Source organism: Methylobacterium sp. 1030 (genome assembly GCF_040544715.1).
GTDB lineage: Bacteria > Pseudomonadota > Alphaproteobacteria > Rhizobiales > Beijerinckiaceae > Methylobacterium.
Genome location: NZ_JBEPKM010000001.1, coordinates 44,176 through 64,116 on the forward strand (window position 1 = coordinate 44,176; position 19,941 = coordinate 64,116).

General features: G+C 70.9%; 22 protein-coding genes. 11 read left to right on the forward strand and 11 right to left on the reverse strand.

Translation table 11 applies throughout. The features are described from left to right. Positions 1-97: 97 nt before the first annotated feature. Positions 98-436, forward strand: a complete 339-nt coding sequence (locus tag ABIC30_RS00145) for a P-II family nitrogen regulator (protein ID WP_003600526.1) — start codon at positions 98-100, stop codon at positions 434-436. A gap of 184 nt (positions 437-620) precedes the next feature. Further along, complete coding sequence (locus tag ABIC30_RS00150) at positions 621-800, forward strand: DUF2735 domain-containing protein (RefSeq protein ID WP_103984682.1); 180 nt, start codon at positions 621-623, stop codon at positions 798-800. Between the two features lie 267 nt (positions 801-1,067). On the opposite strand, the gene ABIC30_RS00155 is transcribed toward ABIC30_RS00150, so the two are convergent. Continuing rightward, complete coding sequence (locus tag ABIC30_RS00155) at positions 1,068-2,102, reverse strand: glutamine synthetase beta-grasp domain-containing protein (protein WP_012322031.1); 1,035 nt, start codon at positions 2,100-2,102, stop codon at positions 1,068-1,070. 332 nt (positions 2,103-2,434) lie between these two features. Here ABIC30_RS00155 and glnA point away from each other — a divergent pair, with 332 nt between their 5' ends. Together glnA and ABIC30_RS00165 are read left to right on the forward strand one after the other, a co-directional pair. Further along, positions 2,435-3,844: a type I glutamate--ammonia ligase gene (gene glnA, locus ABIC30_RS00160; RefSeq protein ID WP_012322030.1), complete on the forward strand. Its 1,410-nt coding sequence runs from the start codon at positions 2,435-2,437 to the stop codon at positions 3,842-3,844. A gap of 218 nt (positions 3,845-4,062) precedes the next feature. Beyond that, the gene (locus tag ABIC30_RS00165; protein ID WP_042672157.1) at positions 4,063-4,701 is read left to right on the forward strand and encodes a VOC family protein; all 639 of its coding nucleotides are present in this window, start codon (positions 4,063-4,065) and stop codon (positions 4,699-4,701) included. A 164-nt stretch (positions 4,702-4,865) separates the two neighbouring features. Here ABIC30_RS00165 and ABIC30_RS00170 read toward each other — a convergent pair whose 3' ends face one another. After that, positions 4,866-5,489 (reverse strand): ribonuclease D, encoded by a 624-nt coding sequence (locus ABIC30_RS00170; protein ID WP_020090768.1) that lies wholly within the window; start codon positions 5,487-5,489, stop codon positions 4,866-4,868. A gap of 98 nt (positions 5,490-5,587) precedes the next feature. On the opposite strand from ABIC30_RS00170, the gene ABIC30_RS00175 reads away from it, so the two are divergent. Then, positions 5,588-6,016: a cupin domain-containing protein gene (locus tag ABIC30_RS00175; protein WP_234081971.1), complete on the forward strand. Its 429-nt coding sequence runs from the start codon at positions 5,588-5,590 to the stop codon at positions 6,014-6,016. 95 nt (positions 6,017-6,111) lie between these two features. After that, positions 6,112-7,338 (forward strand): glycerophosphodiester phosphodiesterase family protein, encoded by a 1,227-nt coding sequence (locus ABIC30_RS00180; protein WP_234081970.1) that lies wholly within the window; start codon positions 6,112-6,114, stop codon positions 7,336-7,338. 220 nt (positions 7,339-7,558) lie between these two features. On the opposite strand, the gene ABIC30_RS00185 is transcribed toward ABIC30_RS00180, so the two are convergent. The 4 genes from ABIC30_RS00185 to ABIC30_RS00200 all read right to left on the reverse strand — a co-directional run bounded on the left by ABIC30_RS00185 (position 7,559) and on the right by ABIC30_RS00200 (position 10,752). Next, positions 7,559-7,798: a hypothetical protein gene (locus ABIC30_RS00185; RefSeq protein WP_234081969.1), complete on the reverse strand. Its 240-nt coding sequence runs from the start codon at positions 7,796-7,798 to the stop codon at positions 7,559-7,561. A gap of 21 nt (positions 7,799-7,819) precedes the next feature. Continuing rightward, entirely contained in the window at positions 7,820-8,296 is a 477-nt protein-coding gene (locus ABIC30_RS00190) for a hypothetical protein (RefSeq protein WP_234081968.1), read from the reverse strand. A 428-nt stretch (positions 8,297-8,724) separates the two neighbouring features. Further along, the gene (phbB, locus tag ABIC30_RS00195) at positions 8,725-9,453 is read right to left on the reverse strand and encodes an acetoacetyl-CoA reductase (protein ID WP_020090774.1); all 729 of its coding nucleotides are present in this window, start codon (positions 9,451-9,453) and stop codon (positions 8,725-8,727) included. Positions 9,454-9,567: 114 nt separating this feature from the next. Further along, positions 9,568-10,752 carry an acetyl-CoA C-acetyltransferase gene (locus tag ABIC30_RS00200; RefSeq protein ID WP_056531524.1) on the reverse strand — a complete coding sequence of 395 codons (1,185 nt, stop codon included), beginning with the start codon at positions 10,750-10,752 and terminating at the stop codon, positions 9,568-9,570. Positions 10,753-11,077: 325 nt separating this feature from the next. Here ABIC30_RS00200 and phaR point away from each other — a divergent pair, with 325 nt between their 5' ends. Next, positions 11,078-11,674, forward strand: coding sequence for a polyhydroxyalkanoate synthesis repressor PhaR (phaR, locus tag ABIC30_RS00205; RefSeq protein ID WP_056531522.1), 597 nt, complete (start codon positions 11,078-11,080; stop codon positions 11,672-11,674). A 93-nt stretch (positions 11,675-11,767) separates the two neighbouring features. Beyond that, positions 11,768-12,082: a hypothetical protein gene (locus ABIC30_RS00210; protein WP_234081967.1), complete on the forward strand. Its 315-nt coding sequence runs from the start codon at positions 11,768-11,770 to the stop codon at positions 12,080-12,082. A gap of 19 nt (positions 12,083-12,101) precedes the next feature. Here the strand turns inward: ABIC30_RS00210 and rpmF are convergent, their stop codons facing one another. After that, positions 12,102-12,290 carry a 50S ribosomal protein L32 gene (rpmF, locus tag ABIC30_RS00215; RefSeq protein WP_003601373.1) on the reverse strand — a complete coding sequence of 63 codons (189 nt, stop codon included), beginning with the start codon at positions 12,288-12,290 and terminating at the stop codon, positions 12,102-12,104. 225 nt (positions 12,291-12,515) lie between these two features. Here rpmF and ABIC30_RS00220 point away from each other — a divergent pair, with 225 nt between their 5' ends. Next, positions 12,516-12,875, forward strand: coding sequence for a helix-hairpin-helix domain-containing protein (locus tag ABIC30_RS00220; protein WP_234081965.1), 360 nt, complete (start codon positions 12,516-12,518; stop codon positions 12,873-12,875). A gap of 3 nt (positions 12,876-12,878) precedes the next feature. On the opposite strand, the gene ABIC30_RS00225 is transcribed toward ABIC30_RS00220, so the two are convergent. After that, complete coding sequence (locus ABIC30_RS00225; RefSeq protein WP_234081963.1) at positions 12,879-13,580, reverse strand: hypothetical protein; 702 nt, start codon at positions 13,578-13,580, stop codon at positions 12,879-12,881. Further along, positions 13,577-13,879: a hypothetical protein gene (locus ABIC30_RS00230; RefSeq protein WP_056531515.1), complete on the reverse strand. Its 303-nt coding sequence runs from the start codon at positions 13,877-13,879 to the stop codon at positions 13,577-13,579. Before ABIC30_RS00230 ends, ABIC30_RS00225 begins: the two co-directional genes overlap by 4 nt. 232 nt (positions 13,880-14,111) lie before the next feature. On the opposite strand from ABIC30_RS00230, the gene ABIC30_RS00235 reads away from it, so the two are divergent. Continuing rightward, the gene (locus tag ABIC30_RS00235) at positions 14,112-16,991 is read left to right on the forward strand and encodes a phosphoenolpyruvate carboxylase (protein WP_234081962.1); all 2,880 of its coding nucleotides are present in this window, start codon (positions 14,112-14,114) and stop codon (positions 16,989-16,991) included. 9 nt (positions 16,992-17,000) lie between these two features. On the opposite strand, the gene ABIC30_RS00240 is transcribed toward ABIC30_RS00235, so the two are convergent. Together ABIC30_RS00240 and ABIC30_RS00245 are read right to left on the reverse strand one after the other, a co-directional pair. After that, positions 17,001-17,456 (reverse strand): NfeD family protein, encoded by a 456-nt coding sequence (locus tag ABIC30_RS00240; protein ID WP_056531510.1) that lies wholly within the window; start codon positions 17,454-17,456, stop codon positions 17,001-17,003. Positions 17,457-17,461: 5 nt separating this feature from the next. Then, positions 17,462-18,442 (reverse strand): SPFH domain-containing protein, encoded by a 981-nt coding sequence (locus tag ABIC30_RS00245; RefSeq protein ID WP_056531508.1) that lies wholly within the window; start codon positions 18,440-18,442, stop codon positions 17,462-17,464. Positions 18,443-18,772: 330 nt separating this feature from the next. On the opposite strand from ABIC30_RS00245, the gene ABIC30_RS00250 reads away from it, so the two are divergent. Next, positions 18,773-19,867 (forward strand): glycosyltransferase family 4 protein, encoded by a 1,095-nt coding sequence (locus ABIC30_RS00250; RefSeq protein ID WP_020090784.1) that lies wholly within the window; start codon positions 18,773-18,775, stop codon positions 19,865-19,867. Positions 19,868-19,941 lie beyond the last annotated feature (74 nt).

Sequence of the window (19,941 nt, forward strand, 5' to 3'; positions counted from 1 at the left end):
AATAGGCACTATGGTCGGACACGCCGCGAAAACGGCGTGGCGAAGGCGTCACGAGGATGTTAGAAATGCCAGGCACCGCAGCGCAGGCCCGAGCGGCATGAAGAAGATCGAAGCGATCATCAAGCCTTTCAAGCTCGACGAGGTGAAGGAGGCGCTCCAGGAGGTCGGCCTCCAGGGCATCACCGTCATCGAGGCGAAGGGTTTCGGCCGTCAGAAGGGCCACACGGAGCTCTACCGGGGCGCCGAGTACGTGGTCGACTTCCTGCCCAAGGTGAAGCTCGAGATCGTCCTGTCGGACGCCCTGGTCGAGGGCGCCGTGGAGGCGATCCGCAAGTCGGCCCAGACCGGGCGCATCGGCGACGGCAAGATCTTCGTCTCGACGATCGAGGAGGCGATCCGCATCCGCACAGGCGAGACCGGCACGGACGCGATCTGACCCGAGCCCGCCCGCGGTCCAGGACCGCCGGCGGCCGCGCACCGCGCGACACTGCCTAAGATTTCGCACTGCGCGAATGTCCGGCATCGGCGCCTCCGGCCCTGGAGCGCCGCTTCCCGCACCCCACATCATCGGGAACGACCGGCCCGACCGGCCGCTCGAACCGGATGCAGGAGGAAGTGCGATGGCCGCCACGGACCCGCGCGAGACCGCCAAGATCTACGATCTGTCCGCGTTCCGACGCGCGCGCGAGACCGCCCGGGCGGCTCCGGAGGCGAAGCCTTCGCCCGTGCCGAGCTTCGGCGGGGGCGCGTGGTACCACGAGGCCGCCATCCGCGAGGACGAGCGCCCGCGGCGGCCCTGAGGTGGAGGTAATTCGGGAGCGATGGTGCCCCTGCGGCCGTCGAGCGGGCCCGACGGGCTCCCTCACCCGACCCACTCATCCTGACGTGCCCGCGCCAGCGGGCCTCGAGAGGGCGCCCGACGGTCCGCGCGATCCCCGGAGGCCTCCGTCGAGGCCTGCGCCGCGCTCCAACCCCGAGGACGTGGTAGATCGGAAGCCCGTTACCCCGGAAACGGCGAAGCCGGACCCGAGGGCCCGGCTTCGTATCGTCTGTCGAAGCTCCGCGTCTTACGCGGCTGCAGCGGCCTCGGTCGGCACGGAAGCGATCGTCTTCAGCACCTGCGAGGCGATCTGGTAGGGGTCGCCCTGCGAGTTCGGACGGCGGTCCTCCAAGTAGCCCTTGTAGCCGTTGTTCACGAAGGAGTGCGGCACGCGGATCGAGGCGCCGCGGTCGGCCACGCCGTACGAGAACTCGTGGATCGAGGCGGTCTCGTGCTTGCCGGTCAGGCGCATGTGGTTGTCCGGACCGTAGACGGCGATGTGCTCCTCGCGGGCGTTCTTGAACGCCTCCATGAGCTTCTCGAAGTAGGCCTTGCCGCCGTGCTCGCGCATGAACGCAGTCGAGAAGTTGCAGTGCATGCCCGACCCGTTCCAGTCGGTGTCGCCGAGCGGCTTGCAGTGGTACTCGACGTCGATGCCGTACTTCTCGCAGAGGCGCTGCAGGAGGTAGCGGGCCATCCACATCTCGTCGGCGGCCTTCTTGGAGCCCTTGCCGAAGATCTGGAACTCCCACTGGCCCTTGGCCACCTCGGCGTTGATGCCCTCGTGGTTGATGCCGGCGTCGAGGCAGAGGTCGAGGTGCTCCTCGACGATCTTGCGGGCGACGTCGCCGACGTTCGAGTAGCCGACGCCGGTGTAGTACGGGCCCTGCGGCGCCGGGTAGCCGGAGGCCGGGAAGCCGAGCGGGCGGCCGTCCTTGTACAGGAAGTACTCCTGCTCGAAGCCGAACCAGGCGCCGGCATCGTCCAAGATGGTGGCGCGCTTGTTGGACTCGTGCGGGGTCACGCCGTCCGGCATCATCACTTCGCACATCACCAGCACGCCGTTCTTGCGGGCCGGGTCGGGGAAGTGGCGCACGGGCTTCAGCATGCAGTCGGAGCTGCCGCCCTCGGCCTGCTTGGTGGACGAGCCGTCGAAGCCCCACATCGGGAGCTGCTCGAGGGTCGGGAAGCTGTCGAATTCCTTGATCTGCGTCTTACCGCGGAGGTTCGGGGTCGGCGTGTACCCGTCGAGCCATATGTACTCGAGCTTGTATTTGGTCATTCCGGTTCTCTCGTCCGTATCGATGCGCGACCTGGGCAACCCGGGAAGACGCGAACGGCTTGCCGCCTCGTCGACGGCTGCGGCCGCAATTGCATGGATCGTGCCAGGAAGGCCATTGCCGGAGAACAACGGTGCCCTAGAAACGGAGCTGCCGATCACGGTTACGAGATCGGGTGCGCGAACGGGCCGATCGTCTCATCCGTCGGCCGATTCCGCTGTCCGGCGGGTGGCAAGGCACGCCCGCGCCGGATATCAAGCGCCGCTTGCCGGCGCGCGACCGCGTGCGGGTGCGCCACGAGAGCCGATTCAGAGATCCCTGGAGGATGCCCACGATGACGACTGCGGCCGAGGTGCTGAAGACGATCCGGGACAACGACGTGCGTTACGTGGACTTCCGGTTCACCGACCCGCGCGGCAAGTGGCAGCACGTCACGTTCGACGTGTCGCTCATCGACGAGGAGATCTTCGACGAGGGCACCATGTTCGACGGCTCCTCGATCGCCGGATGGAAGGCGATCAACGAGTCCGACATGCTGCTGATGCCGGATCCCGTCACCGCCACGCTGGACCCGTTCTTCTCGGCCGCGACCATGTCGATCGTCTGCGACGTGCTGGAGCCGGCCACCGGCGAGCCCTACGGCCGTGACCCGCGCGGCACCGCCAAGCGCGCCGAGGCCTACCTGCAGCAGACCGGCATCGGCGACACGATCTACGTCGGCCCCGAGGCCGAGTTCTTCGTGTTCGACGACGTGAAGTTCGGCGCCGACCCGTACCGCACGGGCTTCGAGCTCGACTCCACCGAATTGCCGACCAACGGCTTCACCGATTACGAGGGCGGCAACCTCGGCCACCGGGTCCAGACCAAGGGCGGCTACTTCCCGGTGCCGCCGCAGGACTCGGCGCAGGACATGCGCGGCGAGATGCTCGCGGCCATGCAGTCCATGGGCGTGAAGGTCGAGAAGCACCACCACGAGGTGGCCTCGGCCCAGCACGAGCTCGGCATGAAGTTCGACACGCTGACCCTGCTCGCCGACCACATGCAGATCTACAAGTACTGCATCCACAACGTCGCGCAGAGCTACGGCAAGTCCGCGACCTTCATGCCCAAGCCCGTCTACGGCGACAACGGCTCGGGCATGCACGTCCACCAGTCGATCTGGAAGGACGGCAAGCCGGTCTTCGCGGGCGACAAGTATGCCGGCCTGTCCCAGGAGTGCCTCTGGTACATCGGCGGCATCATCAAGCACGCCAAGGCGCTGAACGCCTTCACCAACCCGTCGACCAACTCGTACAAGCGCTTGGTGCCGGGCTACGAGGCGCCGGTGCTGCTCGCCTACTCGGCGCGCAACCGCTCGGCCTCCTGCCGCATCCCGTGGACCAAGAGCCCGAAGGCCAAGCGCGTCGAGGTCCGCTTCCCCGACCCGATGGCGAACCCCTACCTCGCCTTCTCGGCGCTGCTGATGGCCGGCCTCGACGGCATCCGCAACAAGATCGACCCGGGCCCGGCCATGGACAAGGACCTGTACGAACTGCCGCCGCGGGAGCTGAAGAAGATCCCGACCGTGTGCGGGTCGCTCCGGGAGGCCCTGAACAGCCTCGACAAGGACCGGGCCTTCCTCAAGGAGGGCGGCGTGTTCTCGGACGACCAGATCGACTCGTTCATCGAGCTGAAGATGACCGAGGTGCTGCGCTACGAGATGACGCCGCACCCGATCGAGTTCGTGCAGTACTACTCGCTGTGATGTGAGAGCCGGCCGGGCACGAGGCCCGGCCCGGCACGCACCTCCGGGCCGGGGCCTCTCGCGGGGCCCCGGCCTTTTTCTTGGGGACGCTCAGACGTTACCCCTCGCCACCTCACCCGAGGCAGCCCGTGAGCGCCGAGACCGGGTCGGGACCGGTGCGGTCCCGGGCATGCCCGGCGGCCGGCTGCATAGGTGCCCGCGCACACGGAGCCCGAACGATGCTCACCCTCGACCACCTCGTCGTCGTCGCGCCCGACCTCGCGGAGGGCGTGGCCCATGTGCGGGACTGCCTCGGCCTCGCCATGCCCGAGGGCGGTCGCCACCGCGAGATGGGCACGCGCAACCACCTGCTGCGCCTCGGCGACGCCCTGTTCCTAGAGGTGATCGCCGTCGATCCGGAGGCGCCGCCGCCGTCGGGCGCCCGCTGGTTCGGCCTCGGCGACGCGGCGCGGGTGCGGGCCGACTGGGATTCGGGCCGGCGGCTGCGCGGCTTCGTCGCCCGCGCGGACGATCTCGACGGCCTCCTCGCCGCGCACGGCGCGCTCCTCGGCGCGGCGGCGACGATGACCCGGGGCGACCTGTCCTGGCGCTTCGCGGTGCCCCCGGGCGGGGCGTGGCCGGCGGACGGTGCCGCGCCCTGCGCGATGGCGTGGGGACCGCGCGGCAATCCCGCCGCGACGATGCCGGATCTCGGCGCCGGTCTGGAGGCGCTCGTCCTAACGGATCCGGATCCCGACGCCGTCGCGGGGCTTCACGCGGCGCTGGGCCTCGTCGCTCCACCGCAGGTTGTGGCCGGCCGGGGCCCGCGCTGGACCGCCCGGATCAGCACGCCGTCGGGTCCGCGGAACCTGACCTGAGGGCGACGGACCCTCCTCGCCGGCCTGATCGGGTGGGCGACCGGCGAGGAGGGCCTGGCCGGGACTCGGAAGCCCAGGCAGCCACAACCTACCAGCGACTTATCGCGGTGCGGTGACAGGAAAGTCTCACTCCGCACAGGAAGTGTGCAGGCCCCGCCGGACGATCAGGTGTGCGCGAAGATGTCGGTCTCGGGCCAGCCGTCGAGGTCGAGGCGCGCCCGCGTCGGCAGGAAGCCGAAGCAGGCGGACGCGAGGTCGGTACGACCCTCCCGGGCCAGCATCGCGTCGAGCCGCTCCCGGGCCGCGTGGAGGTGGAGGACGTCCGAGGCCGCGTAGTCGAGCTGGGCCTGCGACAGGGTCTCGGCGCCCCAGTCCGAGGATTGCTGCTGCTTCGACAGGTCGACGCCGACCAGCTCGCGGACCACGTCCTTCAGCCCGTGGCGATCCGTGTAGGTGCGCGCGAGCTTCGAGGCGATCTTGGTGCAGTAGACCGGGCTCGGCATCACGCCGAGGGCCCTGTACAGGACCGCCACGTCGAACCGCGCGAAGTGGAAGATCTTCAGGATGCCGGGATCGGCCAGGACCCGCTTGAGCACGACCGGCTCCGGCCCGTCCTGCGGGATCTGCACCACGTCGGCCGTGCCGTCGCCGGTGGAGAGCTGCACCACGCAGAGGCGGTCCCGATGCGGGTTGAGACCGAGCGTCTCGGTGTCGATGGCCACCGCCCGCCCCGCGTCGTAGGTGGCGGGCAGGTCGCCGCGGTGGAGACGTACGGTCGGGCTCGGCATCGTTCTCGGACCTTGCGGGTTTTCGGCCGGTAGCATCGGTGCCAAGTGCCGGCAAGCCGCGGACGATCCGCGCGGTTGGGACCGACAGGGAGCTGGACATGACGGCAGCCGAGGTGATCGCGACTCTGGGGTTGAAGCCCCATCCGGAGGGCGGCCATTACCGCGAGACGTTCCGCGATCCACGGACCGTCGACGGCCGTTCGGTCGGCACCGCGATCTACTTCCTGCTCGATCTCGGCGAGGTCTCGGCGTGGCACCGGGTCGACGCCACCGAGATCTGGCACTGGCACGCCGGCGCGCCGCTGGTGATCACCACGAGCCCCAACGGGCACGACGCCGAGGCCCGGCATCTCGGGCCGAACCTCGCCGCCGGGCAGCGCCCGCAATGCGTCGTGCCGGCCGGCCACTGGCAGACCGCCACCAGCCTGGGCGCCTGGACGCTCGTCGGCTGCACGGTCTCGCCGGGCTTCGACTTCGCCGGCTTCGAGATGGCGCCGCCCGATTGGCGGCCGACGCCGCGCGGATGATCCGCCGCTATCATGGCGGCGGCGCGCCGGGGCGTGCGGGGTCACGCCCCTGTCACCGTCCCCCTCTACCGGCGGCCTGAAACGGGAGGTTCGCGATGCGTGCGATCATGTTGGGGCTGGGGCTGCTTCTGGGAGCGGGCGCCGCGCTCGCCGGCGAGGCCGCCCAGCTCGGCCCCCGGCCCTTCTATCTCGTCGACCAGCTGAAGCCCGGCCCGCTCAAGGACAGGCTCGCCGCCTGCGGCGTCGACCGGACCTACACGCCCCGGACCTTCTCGATCTCGCACCGCGGCGCGCCGCTGATGTTTCCCGAACACACCCGGGAGGGCCTGCTCGCCGCGTACCGGATGGGCGCCGGGATCATCGAGTGCGACGTGGCCTTCACCAAGGACCGCCAGCTCGTCTGCCGCCACAGCCAGTGCGACCTGCACACGACCACCGACATCCTCGCCCGGCCCGAGCTCGCGGCGAAGTGCACGCAGGGCTTCACGCCGGCCGACCCGGCCAACGGGCGGAAGGCCTCGGCCAAGTGCTGCACCAGCGACCTGACGCTGGACGAATTCAAGTCGCTGAACGGGAAGATGGACGCGTCCGACCCGGACGCCACCACGGTGGCGGCCTACATGAACGCCACGCCGCGCTGGCGCACCGACCTCTACGCCGGCACCGGCACGCTGATGTCGCACAAGGAGTACATCGCGCTGGTGAAGGGGATGGGGCGGAAATTCACCCCCGAGCTGAAGGCGCCCCAGGTCCCGATGCCGTTCCAGGGCACCTACACGCAGGACATGTACGCCCAGCAGCTGGTCGAAGAGTACCGGGAGGCCGGGATCCCGGCCTCCGACGTCTACCCGCAGAGCTTCCAGCTCCGCGACATCCTCTACTGGTTGGAGAAGGATCCGGAATTCGGCCGCCAGGCGATCTTCCTCGACGACCGGGACGAGACCGCGAAGGGCTTCGACCCGGAGAAGCCCGCCACGTGGCAGCCCGGCATGGCCGAGCTCGCCCGGAAGGGCGTGAAGATCCTGGCGCCGCCGCTGTGGATGCTGGTCCGGCCCGGCCCGGACGGGACGATCGAGCCCTCGACCTACGCCCGGGAGGCCAAGGCGGCCGGGCTGGGGCTGATCGCGTGGTCGCTGGAGCGCTCGGGCCCCCTGAAGGGCGGCGGCGGGTACTATTACCAGTCGATCAAGCCGGTGGTCACCGGCGACGGCGACATCCTGCGGCTGCTCGACGTCCTGCACGGTCAGGTGGGCGTGCTGGGGGTCTTCTCCGACTGGCCCGCGACCACGACCTTCTACGCCAACTGCGTCGGCGCTCCTTAGCGCCGCCGCTCAGTCGGCCCAGAGGGCCACGAGGGAGAAGAGGCCGGCCATCACGAAGTTCACGATCAGGAAGCCGGTGATGATGAGGGCGAGCGTCATGGTGGCCTCGGAGGCGGCGCGGTCTGGGGGATGGGTGCGCGGCGCGGCCAGGTCTTCGTGGACCTGCGCCGCCCGCCGATGAGCCCCGCGGCGCGACCGCGGGGGCATGCGTGGTGTCCGTCTAGTACGGGCTCAGCACGTAGAGGAGGTTGGACAGGTACTCGCCGTTCAGCGGCTTCCAGCCGAGCCGCCGCCGGATCAGGCCGTACCCCGCGCAGGTCAGCGCGGCGGAGCCGAGAACGGCCAGCGTGAACCACACGAGGCTGGCGGTCGCGAACCCGACGGCGATGCCGATCAGGGCCACCGTCACGAAGATGATCTGGCTCGGGTTGCGCGGGCCGCGCGTCGTCATGTCGGACATGGGAACCTCCCTCGATCCGGATCAGCGGGCGCGGCAGTTCGGGCCGTACCAAGTCATGGTCCGGCGATCCATGCCGCCGTCCGAGGAGGCGCCGCAGACGGGGAACCGCGCGTCGCCGGTGCGCTGCAGGCTCATGACCTTGTAGAGGTCCTGCTGGGCCTCGCGGCGGCGGTTCTGCTCGGCGAGCTGCGCCTGCCAGTACAGGTTGCTGTTGGACTGGGCGACGGCGCGCTGCTGGTGGAGCCCCATCATGCACTCGGCGAAGCCGTCGGTGCCGGGCTCGAAGCCGAAAGCGTAGCACTGGTTCTGATCCAGCGCGTGGCGCTCCTGCGGGGTGACGCAGGCCGCCAGCCCCAGGGCACAGGCCGCCGCGAGCCCGAGCTTCGCGATTGCGGGCAGCCCGGAGCGGTCGTCACGGATCGCGGTCGTGCGGGAAGAACAATTCTGGCTCGCGCCGATAAACTGAACGCCGAATTTACCGTGAAACCAGTTGTTCATGATCCTCAGGACCTCGATTTCTATCGGCAGGACCATCCGTGAGCCGATGGAAGGAGGTCTATACGAGGCCGTTCGAATTGTTCGTGTCTCAGAACACGCGGGCCGGCGGCTCGATCGCTGCCCGCAATGCCCGTTATCCCGCCCGACGCGCGATTCCGCACGCGGGGAAGGACTTTCGTCACGCTTGATGGGTCGGATGGTCCGGGCCCGCGACCACGGCCGGCGGCGCGCGCGGCGCGTGGGCCGAACCGGCGCGGCCCGGGACGGTCGCCGGCAGGTGGGGCCGGCGCGGGGAGCGCCGTCGTCGGGCTCGGCCGCGCGGAGTGTCGGAAGGAACGCTCACCGGACGGAGAGTTGCGCGTCCGGCGCGGTGGGGCGGCTCGCCCACAGGGCGGGCGCGCCGGGTCGAACCGGCGCGCCCGCGGCGATCAGACGAAGTGCTGGCCGCCGTTGATGGTCAGCGTCGAGCCGTTCACGAAGCCGGCCTCGTCGCTCGCCAGATACTCGACCGCGTGGGCGATCTCGTCGGCCTCGCCGAGGCGGCCGGTCGGGATCGTGGAGATGATCTTGTTGCGGATATCCTCCGCCACCGCCATCACCATCTCGGTGGCGATGTAGCCCGGCGCCACCACGTTGACCGTGATGCCCTTCGAGGCGCTCTCCTGCGCGAGCGCCTTGGCGAAGCCGATCACACCGGCCTTGGCGGCCGAGTAGTTGGTCTGCCCGGCCTGGCCCTTCTGGCCGTTAATCGACGAGATGATGATGATGCGGCCGAAGTTGCGGCTGCGCATGCCCTCGATCAGCGGACGGGTGCAGGTGAACATCGAGTCGAGGTTGGTCTTGATGACCGCCTGCCACTTCTCGAACGTCATCTTGTGGAAGGCACCGTCCCGGGTGATGCCGGCGTTGTTCACCAGGATGTCCACCGGGCCGAGCTCGGCCTCGATCGCTTTGATGCCGGCCTCGCAGCTCGCGAGATCGCCCACGTCGAACTTGAAGACGGGGATGCCGGTCTCGGCCTTGAAGGCGTTGGCCGCCTCGTCGTTGCCGGCGTAGTTGGCGGCGACCTTGTAGCCCTTGTCCTTGAGCCGCTTCGAGATCGCCGCGCCGATGCCGCGGGTGCCGCCCGTCACGAGGGCGACGCGTCCTTGAGCCATTGTTTCCTCCTGTTCGCATCACTTGATGCCGCGTGCGGATGGCGTCCGCACGCGATTTTTTCTGACTTCGGCCTTAAGTCTATGTTGTGGGCCGATACTGTCGTGACAGACCGATCAGGTCCGCTCGACGCACATCGCCACGCCCATGCCGCCGCCGATGCAGAGCGTGGCGAGGCCCTTCTTGGCGTCGCGGCGCTTCATCTCGTGGAGCAGGGTGACGAGGACGCGGGCGCCCGAGGCCCCGATCGGGTGGCCGATGGCGATGGCGCCGCCGTTGACGTTCACCTTCGCGTCGTCCCAGCCCATGTCCTTGTTCACGGCCAGCGCCTGGGCCGCGAAGGCCTCGTTGGCCTCGATCAGGTCGAGGTCGGACGGCTTCCAGCCGGCCTTCTCCAGGGCCTTGCGCGAGGCCGGGATCGGGCCGGTGCCCATCACCTTCGGGTCGACGCCCGCGGTCGCCCAGGACTTGATCCGGGCGAGCGGGGTCAGGCCGCGGCGCTCGGCCTCCGAGGCCGACATCAGCACCAAGGCGGCGGCGCCGTCGTTGAGGCCCGAGGCGTTGGCGGCCGTGACGGTGCCGTCCTTGGTGAAGGCCGGCTTCAGCTTGCCCATCGCCTCCAGGGTGGCGCCGTCGCGGATGTACTCGTCGGTGTCGACGACCGTGTCGCCCTTCTTGCCCGGCACCGTGACGGGGACGATCTCGTCCTTGAACCGGCCCTCCTTGCGGGCGGCCTCGGCCTTGTTCTGCGAGCGGGTCGCGAACTGGTCCTGCTGCTCGCGGGTGAGCTGGAAGGCCTGGGCGACGTTCTCGGCGGTCTGGCCCATGTGGTAGCCGTTGAAGGCGTCCCAGAGCCCGTCCTTGATCATGGTGTCGACGAGCTTCACGTCGCCCATCTTCTGGCCGCCGCGCAGGTACTGCGCGTGGGGCGACAGCGACATCGATTCCTGGCCGCCGGCCACGATGACCTTGGCGTCGCCGTTGGCGATCTGCTGCATGCCGATCGCGACCGTGCGCAGGCCCGAGCCGCAGACCTGGTTGAGGCCCCAGGCGGTGGCCTTCTCGGGGATGCCGGCCTTGATGGCGGCCTGCCGGGCGGGGTTCTGGCCGGCGCCCGCGGTGAGGACCTGGCCGAAGATCACCTCGTCCACCTCGTCGGGCGAGACCTTGGCGCGCTCCAGGGCGGCCTTGATCGCCGTCGCGCCGAGCTCGTGGGCCGGCACCGCCCCGAAGGCGCCGCCGAACGAGCCGACCGGCGTGCGCGCCGCCCCGACGATGACGATCTCTTCGCTGCCTGCCATGTGAACGTTCTCCTCTCGCGAGCCGGCGCGCCTTCCACGTCCCGGGGCGCGCTCTGTGCCGGCCCTGGGATGAAGGGCCTGAGGTGGGCGAAGTCAAGGTTGTGGATCAACGCGCCAAACGCGCCGATGACGCGACCGCGAGACTGAAATGGCGCGACCGCCCCGACCGCTCTGCATTATTCTGCGTTGAACAGCTGCAGTTTGCTGTTTTCTGCGCCCGGGGAAGGCTTTAAGGATCGTGTTGCGGGCGCGAAGACAGCCCCCGTCAGACAGCACCGCGCGTCTGCAACGCCCCCCGGTCCCGAGTCCAGAAAGGCCGTTCCCGATGGCGGATACCGTCAAGGCCACCCAGACCGTCATCAAGAAGTACGCCAACCGGCGCCTCTATCACACCGGCACCTCGACGTACGTGACGCTGGAGGACCTCGCCACGATGGTGCAGAACGGCGAGGATTTCGTCGTCTACGACGCGCGCACGGGCGACGACATCACCCGCTCGGTCCTGACGCAGATCATCTTCGAGCAGGAGAACAAGGCCGGCGCCGAGAACCTGCTCCCGGTGGCGTTCCTGCGCCAGCTGATCCGCTTCTACGGCGACAGCATGCGCACGATGGTGCCGAGCTTCCTCGAATTCTCGATGGCGAACTTCGCCAAGGACCAGGACGGCCTGCGCGAGAAGTTCGCCCAGAGCTTCGGCCCGGCGGCGTTCCAGAACGCCATCGAGCAGCAGGTGCGCACCAACATGAACTTCTTCGGCGATGCCATGAAGATGTTCACGGGCTTCGCCCCGCCCGCGCCGGGAGCCCAGCCGACCGCGCCGGCCGCGACTCAGCCCGCGACCTACGGGGGCGGCGAGCTGGACGATCTCAAGCGCCAGATGCTGGAGATGCAGCAGCGCCTGGAGGCGCTCGCGAAAAAGTAATTCGGCCGGACCGACCGGACGAAGGGTTGACGATCGGTAAACGTCGGCCCCACCTTTGCGACACGGGCACGGAAACGTGCGGAGAATGTGCGCATGGTGCGTATCGGAACAGTCAGCCGTCTCGGCCCGACACAGGTCCGCTCCACCCGGCGCGCGCCGGTCCCGGACGCGGACACCTCCCCCGAGACGGCGCGGACGGAGGTCCAGGCGCTCGCCCTGATCGACGGGGGCCGGTCCGATGAGCCGCCCGCCCCCCTGACAGCGGAACGCGCGGCCGCGGGGAGACCCCGCGCCGGCTTCATCGCGCAGTTGCTGATGGCGGGCGATCCGACGCTGCTGCCGTCGCGCCTGGAACGGACCCGGATGGCCGCCGCGCGCTACGCGGAGGCCGCGCGGCGCCTCGCCTGAGGCGCCGCCCTCGCGAGGCTCAGGCCTCGGCCGACTTCACCTTCAGGACCTGACGGCCGCGGTACATGCCGGTCTTCAGGTCGATGTGGTGCGGACGGCGCAGCTCGCCGGAATCCTTGTCCTCGACGTAGGTCGGCGCCTTGAGGGCGTCGGCCGAGCGGCGCATGCCGCGGCGGGAGGGGGAGGTCTTTCGCTTCGGAACGGCCATGGCAGGATCCTTCGTGACGCCGCGGACAAAGCGGCGCGCGGGCGGCTCCTCGATCGAGGATCGCCACGCACACCGCGGGATACGGATGAGGCCGGGCTTATAGCTCCGGCGCCGGCCCGTGACTAGGGGTGCCGGACCACAACCGTTAAGGGCGGGTTCAAGCGGAGCGGCGCAGATCTGGCCGGACGGCACCGCGGTGCGGGCCGCGCCTCTCGGGAGAACGCCATGGCTTCCTCCACCAAGACCCTCGCCCTCCTCGCCCTCCTGTCGAGCCTCGTCGCGACCCCGGCCCTGGCGCAGGCGCCGCAGGCGCCGACGACCGCGGCACCGACGGCCCCCGCGAAGCCCGCCGCCCCGAGCGCGCCCGTCGCCGGATCGCCGAACGCCGCCAAGGGGGCGCTGATCGATCTCAACAGCGCCAGCACCGAGGAGCTCGACGCGCTGCCCGGCATCGGCGCGGCGCGCGCGGCCGCGATCATCAAGGGACGGCCGTATCGCGGGAAGGACGATCTCGTCTCGAAGAAGATCATCCCGCAGAGCGTCTACGACGGCATCAAGGACAAGGTCATCGCCAAGCAGAAGTAGCCGCTACTCGGCGATCGCCCCCTGGGGCATGGAGAAGCCGGGAGGCGTCTTCGGGGCCGCGGCCTTCGGTGCCGCCTGGCGGGGCGCCTTCTTGCGGGCCTCGGCCTTCGGCACCTTCGGCGCCTTGACGGCGGGCGGCGCCTCGCAGGCGCGGAAGGTCAGCTGCGCCAGGGGCGTCCCCTCCTCGCTGACGATCGCGATCGGGTCGGGGAAGGTCGGGAGCGTCGGCTCCCAGTGGATCGGGCTGCCCAGCATCGCCTCGACACCCGACGCGGCGCCGCCGCGCCGCAGCGTGGTGAAATCGGGCCCGTAGGCCGTGGCGACCTTTCCGGCGATCACGACCTGGAGAACCTCGTTCACCTCGGGCGTGAGCGGCCTGAGCGGGTTCGTCGTGCGGACCTGCCCGGCCCGCGTGATCACCATCTTGAACCCCTTGGCGCTCTCGAAGCGGGCCGCCTGCGTCCCGCAGGGCTGCTCGAGGGTCGGGCCGGCGGCGGGCGTAGGGCTCGCCGCCTGAGGGGCGGCTTGGCCCGGCGGCGCCGTCGCGGCGGCCGCGGCCGGCGCAGGCGCGACTTGCGCGGGCGAAGCCTGGGGAGGCGCGGCCGGCGCCGGCTTGCCGGCAGGCGCGGCGGTCGCCTGCATCGTCGACAGGCAGAGAGGACCGGCGAGCAGCAGCCCGGCCACCCCGCGCGCGCATCGCTTCATCGCCCGGCTCCCGGCGGATCTCCGCGGAGCGCCGCGTCGCGCTGCGTCCGGTCGAGGGCGCGGATCGGCTCCAGTTCGATCGCGTCCAGATCGAGCACGCGCGGGTCGAGCACCTGGGCGCTGCGGTCGATCGGGCTCTTGCGCGGTCCGACCGAGCCGAGGACGAGGTCCTCGTCCTCGATGTCGAGTTCGGAACCCATGCGCAGGGGCTCGCGCCGGCCGCGCGCCGCCATCGCGGCCACGGCGACGATGGCGACAGCGAAGACCAGAATAGCCAGGATGATGAACAGGCGCTCCATCAGGAGGTCAGCTCTAGCCTGCGGTTCAGGCCGCCGCCACCCCATCCCATCGTCGATATCGCCCCGCCGCGTCGCGGTTGTGTTCCCCGTCACGTCCCCGGTCACGTCCCCGGTCACGTCCCCGGTCACGTCCTCGGTCAGTAGCCGATCAGTCCCGGGTCACGTGCGGAACGCTCCTTGCGTGGGCCGGCGGACCGGGTAGATGCGGGCAGACCGGAGCCGGGACCGACCGATGCAGCACGAGCCGAGCCGCGAGCCCGAGGAACTGGAGGCGCACCTCCTCGGACTGATCGAGGCCGCCCGGGATCAGGCCCGGGAGGACCCGTTCCGCAATCCCGTCCTGGCGGTGACCCTGGCGATCACCCGGCGCTTCGACCGGAACGAGATCTCGACGGGCGACCTGGACGGCCTGTTCGTGCGCCTGCGTGCCGCAGCGCTGGCGGCGCGGGCGGAACGGCTGCGGGCCTATGTCGGGCTCGATGCCGGGCCGGAGGATCCGCAGGCGGCGATCCCCGCGCGGCTCGTGGCGGCGGCACCCGACCGGCCGGACGGCGTCGAGGCCTTCGCGGCCCTGATCCACCGCACCGCCTTCGCGGTGGTGTTCACGGCCCACCCCACCTTCGGCATGCCCCGAGCCGTCGCGGGCCTCCTCGCCGAGGCCGCGAGCCTGCCCGACGCCAGGGACCGCGCAGGGCTGGTCGCGCGCGCGGCGGCCCTGTCGACCCGGCCGGACGCGCCGATCACCCTGGATGTCGAGTTCGAGCAGGCCTGCGCGGCGGCCAATAACGGCCGGCTCGCCCTCGACGCCTTCAACGGCGCCCTGCTCGACGCCGCCCGCGCCCGCTGGCCCGACCGCTGGACCGAGCTGACGCCCCGCCCCTTCGCCATCGCCAGCTGGGTCGGCTGCGACACCGACGGGCGCACCGATATCGGCTGGTGGGACACCCTGCGCTACCGGCTGATCTCGAAGCGCATGCAGTTCGACCGGGTGATGCGCGACCTGCCCGAGATCCCCGCCTGCCGCGAGGTCCGGGCCCTCGCGGAGAACGCCCTGGCGGCCGTGAACCGCCAGCTCACCGTGGCGCCGCGCCTCGGCGACCAGCCGTCCCTGGAGGCGGTGCACCGCTTCGCCCTGGCCCTCATCATCGAGCGGGAGCGCGCCCAGACCGATGCCGGCGCCCTCGTCGCCGCGCTGACCAAGGCCCTGGAGGCCGCCGACGACGCGGCCGACCAGCGCCGGATCGCCGTCCTGCGCGCGGGCGTCGCGACGCACGGCCTGTCGAACGCCCTGCCGCATTTCCGGCTGAACGCCAGCCAGATCCACAACGCGGTGCGGCGGGTGATCGACCTGGAGGGCGAGCCCACCGACGCGGCCCGCCGCCGCTCGCACCTCGCGACGATCCACACGCTGCTGAACGACGTCCGCCCGGTGGCGGTCGATTTCGGGGCGCTCGCGGCCGAGCGGGCCTCGGCGGCGCGGCTGATGATGACGATCGCCCAGATCCTCAAGCACGTGGACGGCACCCATCCGGTGCGCTTCCTCATCGCCGAGACCGAGACCGGCTACACCCTGCTCGCCGCCCTCTGGCTCGCGCGCCACTACGGCATCGCCGACAAGCTCGAGATCACGCCGCTGTTCGAGACGGCGAGCGCGCTGGAGCAGGGCATCCGGGTGCTCGACGACGCCCTGCGCAACCCGCACTGGCGGCAGTACCTGAAGCGCATCGGCCGGCTCACCGTGCAGTTCGGCTACTCCGATTCGGGCCGCTACGTCGGCCAGCTCGCGGCGACCTTCTGGATCGAGCGGCTGCGGCTGCGCATCACCGAGATGCTGGTCCAGAACGGCCTGTCCGACGTCGAGCTCGCGATCTTCGACACGCACGGCGAATCGATCGGGCGCGGCGCGCATCCGACCTCCCTGCGCGACCGCCTCGCCTACCTCGCCCCGGAGGATGCCCGGGACCGGGCCCGCAAGGCCGGCATCCGCGTCCGGCTCGAATCGAGCTTCCAGGGCACCGACGGCTACCTGCTGTACGGCACCGAGGCGCTGGCGCGCGCCAGCGTCGCCCGCATCGCCGAGCACGTCTACGCGCTCGACGTGACGGAGGAGGACTCGTTCTCGGACTACGCCCTGAACGACCGACCGAGGGCCTCCGACGGCAAGGTCGACCCGATCTACGCCGAGCCGGATTTCGCCCTCGAATTCTTCACCGCAGCCCGCCAGGACATGGAGTCGCTGGTCGACGACCCGGGCTACGCGGCGCTCCTCGGCACCTTCGGCCCGAGTCTGATCGACCGGACCGGGTCGCGCCCGGTGGCGCGCCAGACCGACAATGGCGGCCCTGCGCGGATCACCCATCCGCGCCAGATGCGGGCGATCCCCAACAACGCGATCCTGCACCAGCTCGGCTTCCTGGCGAACTCCCTCCACGGGATCGGCCGGGCGGCCCAGCGCGGCCCCGACCTGTTCCGCGAGATGCGGCGCGATTCGGTGCGCTTCTCCCGGGCCTTCCGGCTGGTCCAGCACGCCGCCTCAGTCGGCGACCTCGACGTGCTACGGGCCTACATCGACACCCTCGACCCGGCCGTGTGGCTGGAGCGGGCGCGGCGCACCCAGAAGGATTTCCGCCGGGACGAGCTGGTGGTGATCTCGGGGGCGCTGGAGCGCCTCGACCTCGCCCCCGCGCTGCGGAACCTGTTCGGACGCCTGACCCGGGACTGGCTCGCCCTGAGCGCGGCCGCCCCGGACCTGCCCGCCATGTCGGCCCGGCTGACGCTGCTCCACGCCCTGCGCCTCGCGCTGATCCACCGGATCTGGTTCCTGGCGGTGCACATCCCGGGCTTCCGGCCGCAGGCGGGCATCTCCCGCGAGCAGCTGCTGGAGCGCTTCCTGCGGCTGGACATCGACGGCTGCCTGAAGCTCCTCGACGCGATCTTCCCGGTGACGCCGGACCCGACGCTCGGCCTCAATTTCGGCGAGCCGGCCGGCCCGCGCGACGTCGGCACCTACGAGGCGGAGCACGCCAACCTGTTCCAGCCGATCCGCCGGATGTTCGATCAGGTGCGGGAGATCTCGGGGATGATCCAGCACGAGGTCGGGGCGTTCGGGTAGGCGCGGTCCTCAGGCCGCCTCCACCCGCAGGACCGTGCCGCCGATCCCGGTGACGCGCACCCGGCGACCGGCGGGCAGGTCGGGCCCCTCGACCCGCCACAGCGTGTCGTCGAAGCGGATCCGGCCCGCGCCCCGCACGATCGGCTCGTCGAGCACGCCCTCGCGCCCGATCAGGCCGCGGTCGGCGCGGTTCAGGTCCGGCCCGGCCCGCCTGCCGCGGTGCTGGAGGCGGGCCGCGAGCGCCACCAAGGCGACGGCGAGACCGGCGAACAGCAGGGTCTGGCCCTGCCAGGGCATGGGCAGCGCCGCGGCCGCGAGGCCGGTCGCGACGGCGGCGAGGCCGAGCCAGATCAGGAACACGCCGGGCAGCAGGATCTCGGCACCGGCGAGCACGAGGCCGGCGATGACCCAGCTCCAGGCCGCCCCGAGGGCCCCGAGGGTTCCGGCGAGGGAATCGAGCGTCACCGGCGTCAGGCCCGCGGCGCCGCGACGTTCGGCGGGGTCCCGGTGCGCCGGGGCGCGGCGGCGCCGTCGCCGAAGACCGTGCGGGTGAGCTCGCCGATGCCGCCGAGCGTGCCGGCGAGGGCCGCCGCCTCGATCGGCACCACCACGACCCGCTGGTTCGGCGCGGTGGCGATCGCCCGCACCGCGTCGACGTACTTCTCGGCCACGAGGAAGTTCGCCGCCGCGATGTCGCCCTCGGCGATCGCCCGGCTGACCATCCCGGTCGCCGCCGCCTCGGCCTCGGCCGAGCGCTCCCGCGCCTCCGCGTCGCGGAACGCGGCCTCGCGCCGGCCCTCCGCCTCCAGGATCGCCGATTGCTTGCGCCCCTCGGCCCGCAGGATCTCGGCGGCGCGCTGCCCCTCCGCCTCCAAGATCGAGGCGCGCTTCTCGCGCTCGGCCTTCATCTGCCGGGCCATCGCCCCCGCGAGGTCGGCCGGGAGCACGATGTCCTTGATCTCGATCCGGTTGATCTTGACGCCCCAGGGCGAGGCCGCCGCGTCCATCACCCGGAGCAGGCGCTCGTTGATCTCGTCGCGGTGGGCGAGGAGCTGGTCGAGATCCATCGAGCCGACCACGGTGCGGATGTTGGTCATGGTCAGGGTCGTGGCCGCGAGGTCGAGGCTCGAGACCTCGTAGGAGGCGCGCGCCGCGTCGAGCACTTGGTAGAACACCACCGCGTCGATGGTGACGCCGGCATTGTCGCGGGTGAAGGCCTGCTGGCTCGGCACGTCGATGACCTGCTCCATCACGTTGACCTTGCGGCCGATCCGCTCGACGAAGGGCGTGATCAGGCCCAGGCCGGCGTCGAGGCTGCGGGCGTAGCGGCCGAAGCGCTCCACCGTGTAGACGTGGCCCTGGGGCACGATCTTCACGCCCGCGGCCAGGGTGATGATCGCCAGCACCGCCAAGCCCACGGCGAACACGCTCAGCCCCAACGGAAGCCCCATCGACACCCCTCCCCTGACGGCGCCACGGCCGGCGCGGCCGCGCAGCCTAACAGGCCGATCGGGGCTCCGCGACCGCGTGTCCGCGGGGCAGCCCGGAGGCGTGCCGCGCCGCGGCGTGAACGGTCACCCGCGGATGTCGATCATCAATGGTTCAGGCCGCCGCGCTTAGGAAGCCGGCAAGCGTCGCGTTCGTCGTCGCTCGGACCCCGTCAACGCAACGCTTGTTGAAGAAATATTCGGCATGATCCCCGCCACCCTCGCTGCGGAAAGAAGTCCTTTCGCGCCGCTGCGGGCGGCAGAAATCCCCACCCAACCGGACTCGGTGCGCGCGTGAAGATCGCTGTCCTCGCACATCTGAAATACCCGATCGGCCAGCCCTACGCCGGCGGCCTGGAGATGCACACGCATCTCCTGACCGTCGCGCTGAAGCGGCACGGGCACGACGTCACGCTGTTCGCGAGCCGCGGGTCCGACCCGGCGCTCGACCCGGTCATGCTCTGCGATCCGACCGGGGACGCGCTCCTCGACCCGGAGCGGGAGGAGGCGATCGACCGGGAGGAGGAGGACGCCTACCGGCGCATGATGGAGATGGTCGCGGCCGGAGGCTTCGATCTCGTCCACAACAACGCGCTGCACGCCCTGCCGCTGCGCGAGAGCGCCCGGCTCGGCCTGCCCTGGGTCACCGTGCTGCACACGCCGCCCTTCGACTCCCTGGTCGGCGGCGTCGTCCAGGCCGACCCCGACATGGCCTTCCTGGCGGTGTCCCCGTCGCTGGCGCAGGAATGGGCGCATCTCGTGCCCGGCGCCCAGGTGGTCGACAACGGCGTGGACCTCTCGACCTTCGCGTTCTCACACGCTGCCGACGATACGCCCTTCGCCTTCTGGTCGGGCCGGATCGTGCCCGAGAAGGGGCTGCACCTCGCGATCGACGCGGCGCGCGCCGCCGGGCTGCCGCTGACCTTCGCGGGTCCCAAGCTCAATCCCGGCTACTGGGCCGCAGAGATCGCCCCGCGTCTCGGGCCGGACCTGACGCATCTCGGCCATCTCTCCCACCGGGACCTCGCCCATCATCTCGGCCGGGCCCGCGTGGCGATCGTCTCGCCCCGCTGGGAGGAGCCCTTCGGCCTCGTCGTGGCGGAGGCCCTGGCCTGCGGCACGCCGGTCGCCGCCTTCCGGCGCGGCGCCATGCCCGACATCCTGGACGCGTCCTGCGGCCGCCTCGCCCGCCCGGACGACCCGCAGGATCTCTCGGTGGCGATCCGGGAGGCCGCCGGCCTGTCGCGCCGGGCCTGTCGCGACCGCGCCGAGGCGCTCTACGATGCCGCCGCCATGACCGGGCGCTACCTGGAGGCCTACGACGCCGTGATCGCGCGCTGCGCCGAGCGGGCGCGGCCGGCCCTGCGCGTCGCCGGAGGACGCGGCTGAACGGCGCGGATCCGCGCGCCGCAATCCGCACCCGAGCCCGGAGCCCGGCGGCATGACGGGCCGCCCACGACCTC

What these genes read in the sequence shown, in the direction of transcription:
- ABIC30_RS00175 (WP_234081971.1), top strand. Translation starts at nt 5,588, where the DNA reads ATGACGGCAGCCGAGGTGATCGCGACTCTGGGGTTGAAGCCCCATCCG.
- phaR (WP_056531522.1), top strand. Translation starts at nt 11,078, where the DNA reads ATGGCGGATACCGTCAAGGCCACCCAGACCGTCATCAAGAAGTACGCC.
- phbB (WP_020090774.1), bottom strand. Translation starts at nt 9,453, where the DNA reads ATGGCTCAAGGACGCGTCGCCCTCGTGACGGGCGGCACCCGCGGCATC.
- ABIC30_RS00245 (WP_056531508.1), bottom strand. Translation starts at nt 18,442, where the DNA reads ATGGGGCTTCCGTTGGGGCTGAGCGTGTTCGCCGTGGGCTTGGCGGTG.
- glnA (WP_012322030.1), top strand. Translation starts at nt 2,435, where the DNA reads ATGACGACTGCGGCCGAGGTGCTGAAGACGATCCGGGACAACGACGTG.
- ABIC30_RS00185 (WP_234081969.1), bottom strand. Translation starts at nt 7,798, where the DNA reads ATGTCCGACATGACGACGCGCGGCCCGCGCAACCCGAGCCAGATCATC.
- ABIC30_RS00180 (WP_234081970.1), top strand. Translation starts at nt 6,112, where the DNA reads ATGCGTGCGATCATGTTGGGGCTGGGGCTGCTTCTGGGAGCGGGCGCC.
- ABIC30_RS00150 (WP_103984682.1), top strand. Translation starts at nt 621, where the DNA reads ATGGCCGCCACGGACCCGCGCGAGACCGCCAAGATCTACGATCTGTCC.
- ABIC30_RS00145 (WP_003600526.1), top strand. Translation starts at nt 98, where the DNA reads ATGAAGAAGATCGAAGCGATCATCAAGCCTTTCAAGCTCGACGAGGTG.
- ABIC30_RS00200 (WP_056531524.1), bottom strand. Translation starts at nt 10,752, where the DNA reads ATGGCAGGCAGCGAAGAGATCGTCATCGTCGGGGCGGCGCGCACGCCG.
- ABIC30_RS00220 (WP_234081965.1), top strand. Translation starts at nt 12,516, where the DNA reads ATGGCTTCCTCCACCAAGACCCTCGCCCTCCTCGCCCTCCTGTCGAGC.
- ABIC30_RS00225 (WP_234081963.1), bottom strand. Translation starts at nt 13,580, where the DNA reads ATGAAGCGATGCGCGCGCGGGGTGGCCGGGCTGCTGCTCGCCGGTCCT.
- ABIC30_RS00155 (WP_012322031.1), bottom strand. Translation starts at nt 2,102, where the DNA reads ATGACCAAATACAAGCTCGAGTACATATGGCTCGACGGGTACACGCCG.
- ABIC30_RS00165 (WP_042672157.1), top strand. Translation starts at nt 4,063, where the DNA reads ATGCTCACCCTCGACCACCTCGTCGTCGTCGCGCCCGACCTCGCGGAG.
- ABIC30_RS00210 (WP_234081967.1), top strand. Translation starts at nt 11,768, where the DNA reads ATGGTGCGTATCGGAACAGTCAGCCGTCTCGGCCCGACACAGGTCCGC.
- ABIC30_RS00235 (WP_234081962.1), top strand. Translation starts at nt 14,112, where the DNA reads ATGCAGCACGAGCCGAGCCGCGAGCCCGAGGAACTGGAGGCGCACCTC.
- ABIC30_RS00190 (WP_234081968.1), bottom strand. Translation starts at nt 8,296, where the DNA reads ATGAACAACTGGTTTCACGGTAAATTCGGCGTTCAGTTTATCGGCGCG.
- ABIC30_RS00170 (WP_020090768.1), bottom strand. Translation starts at nt 5,489, where the DNA reads ATGCCGAGCCCGACCGTACGTCTCCACCGCGGCGACCTGCCCGCCACC.
- ABIC30_RS00230 (WP_056531515.1), bottom strand. Translation starts at nt 13,879, where the DNA reads ATGGAGCGCCTGTTCATCATCCTGGCTATTCTGGTCTTCGCTGTCGCC.
- rpmF (WP_003601373.1), bottom strand. Translation starts at nt 12,290, where the DNA reads ATGGCCGTTCCGAAGCGAAAGACCTCCCCCTCCCGCCGCGGCATGCGC.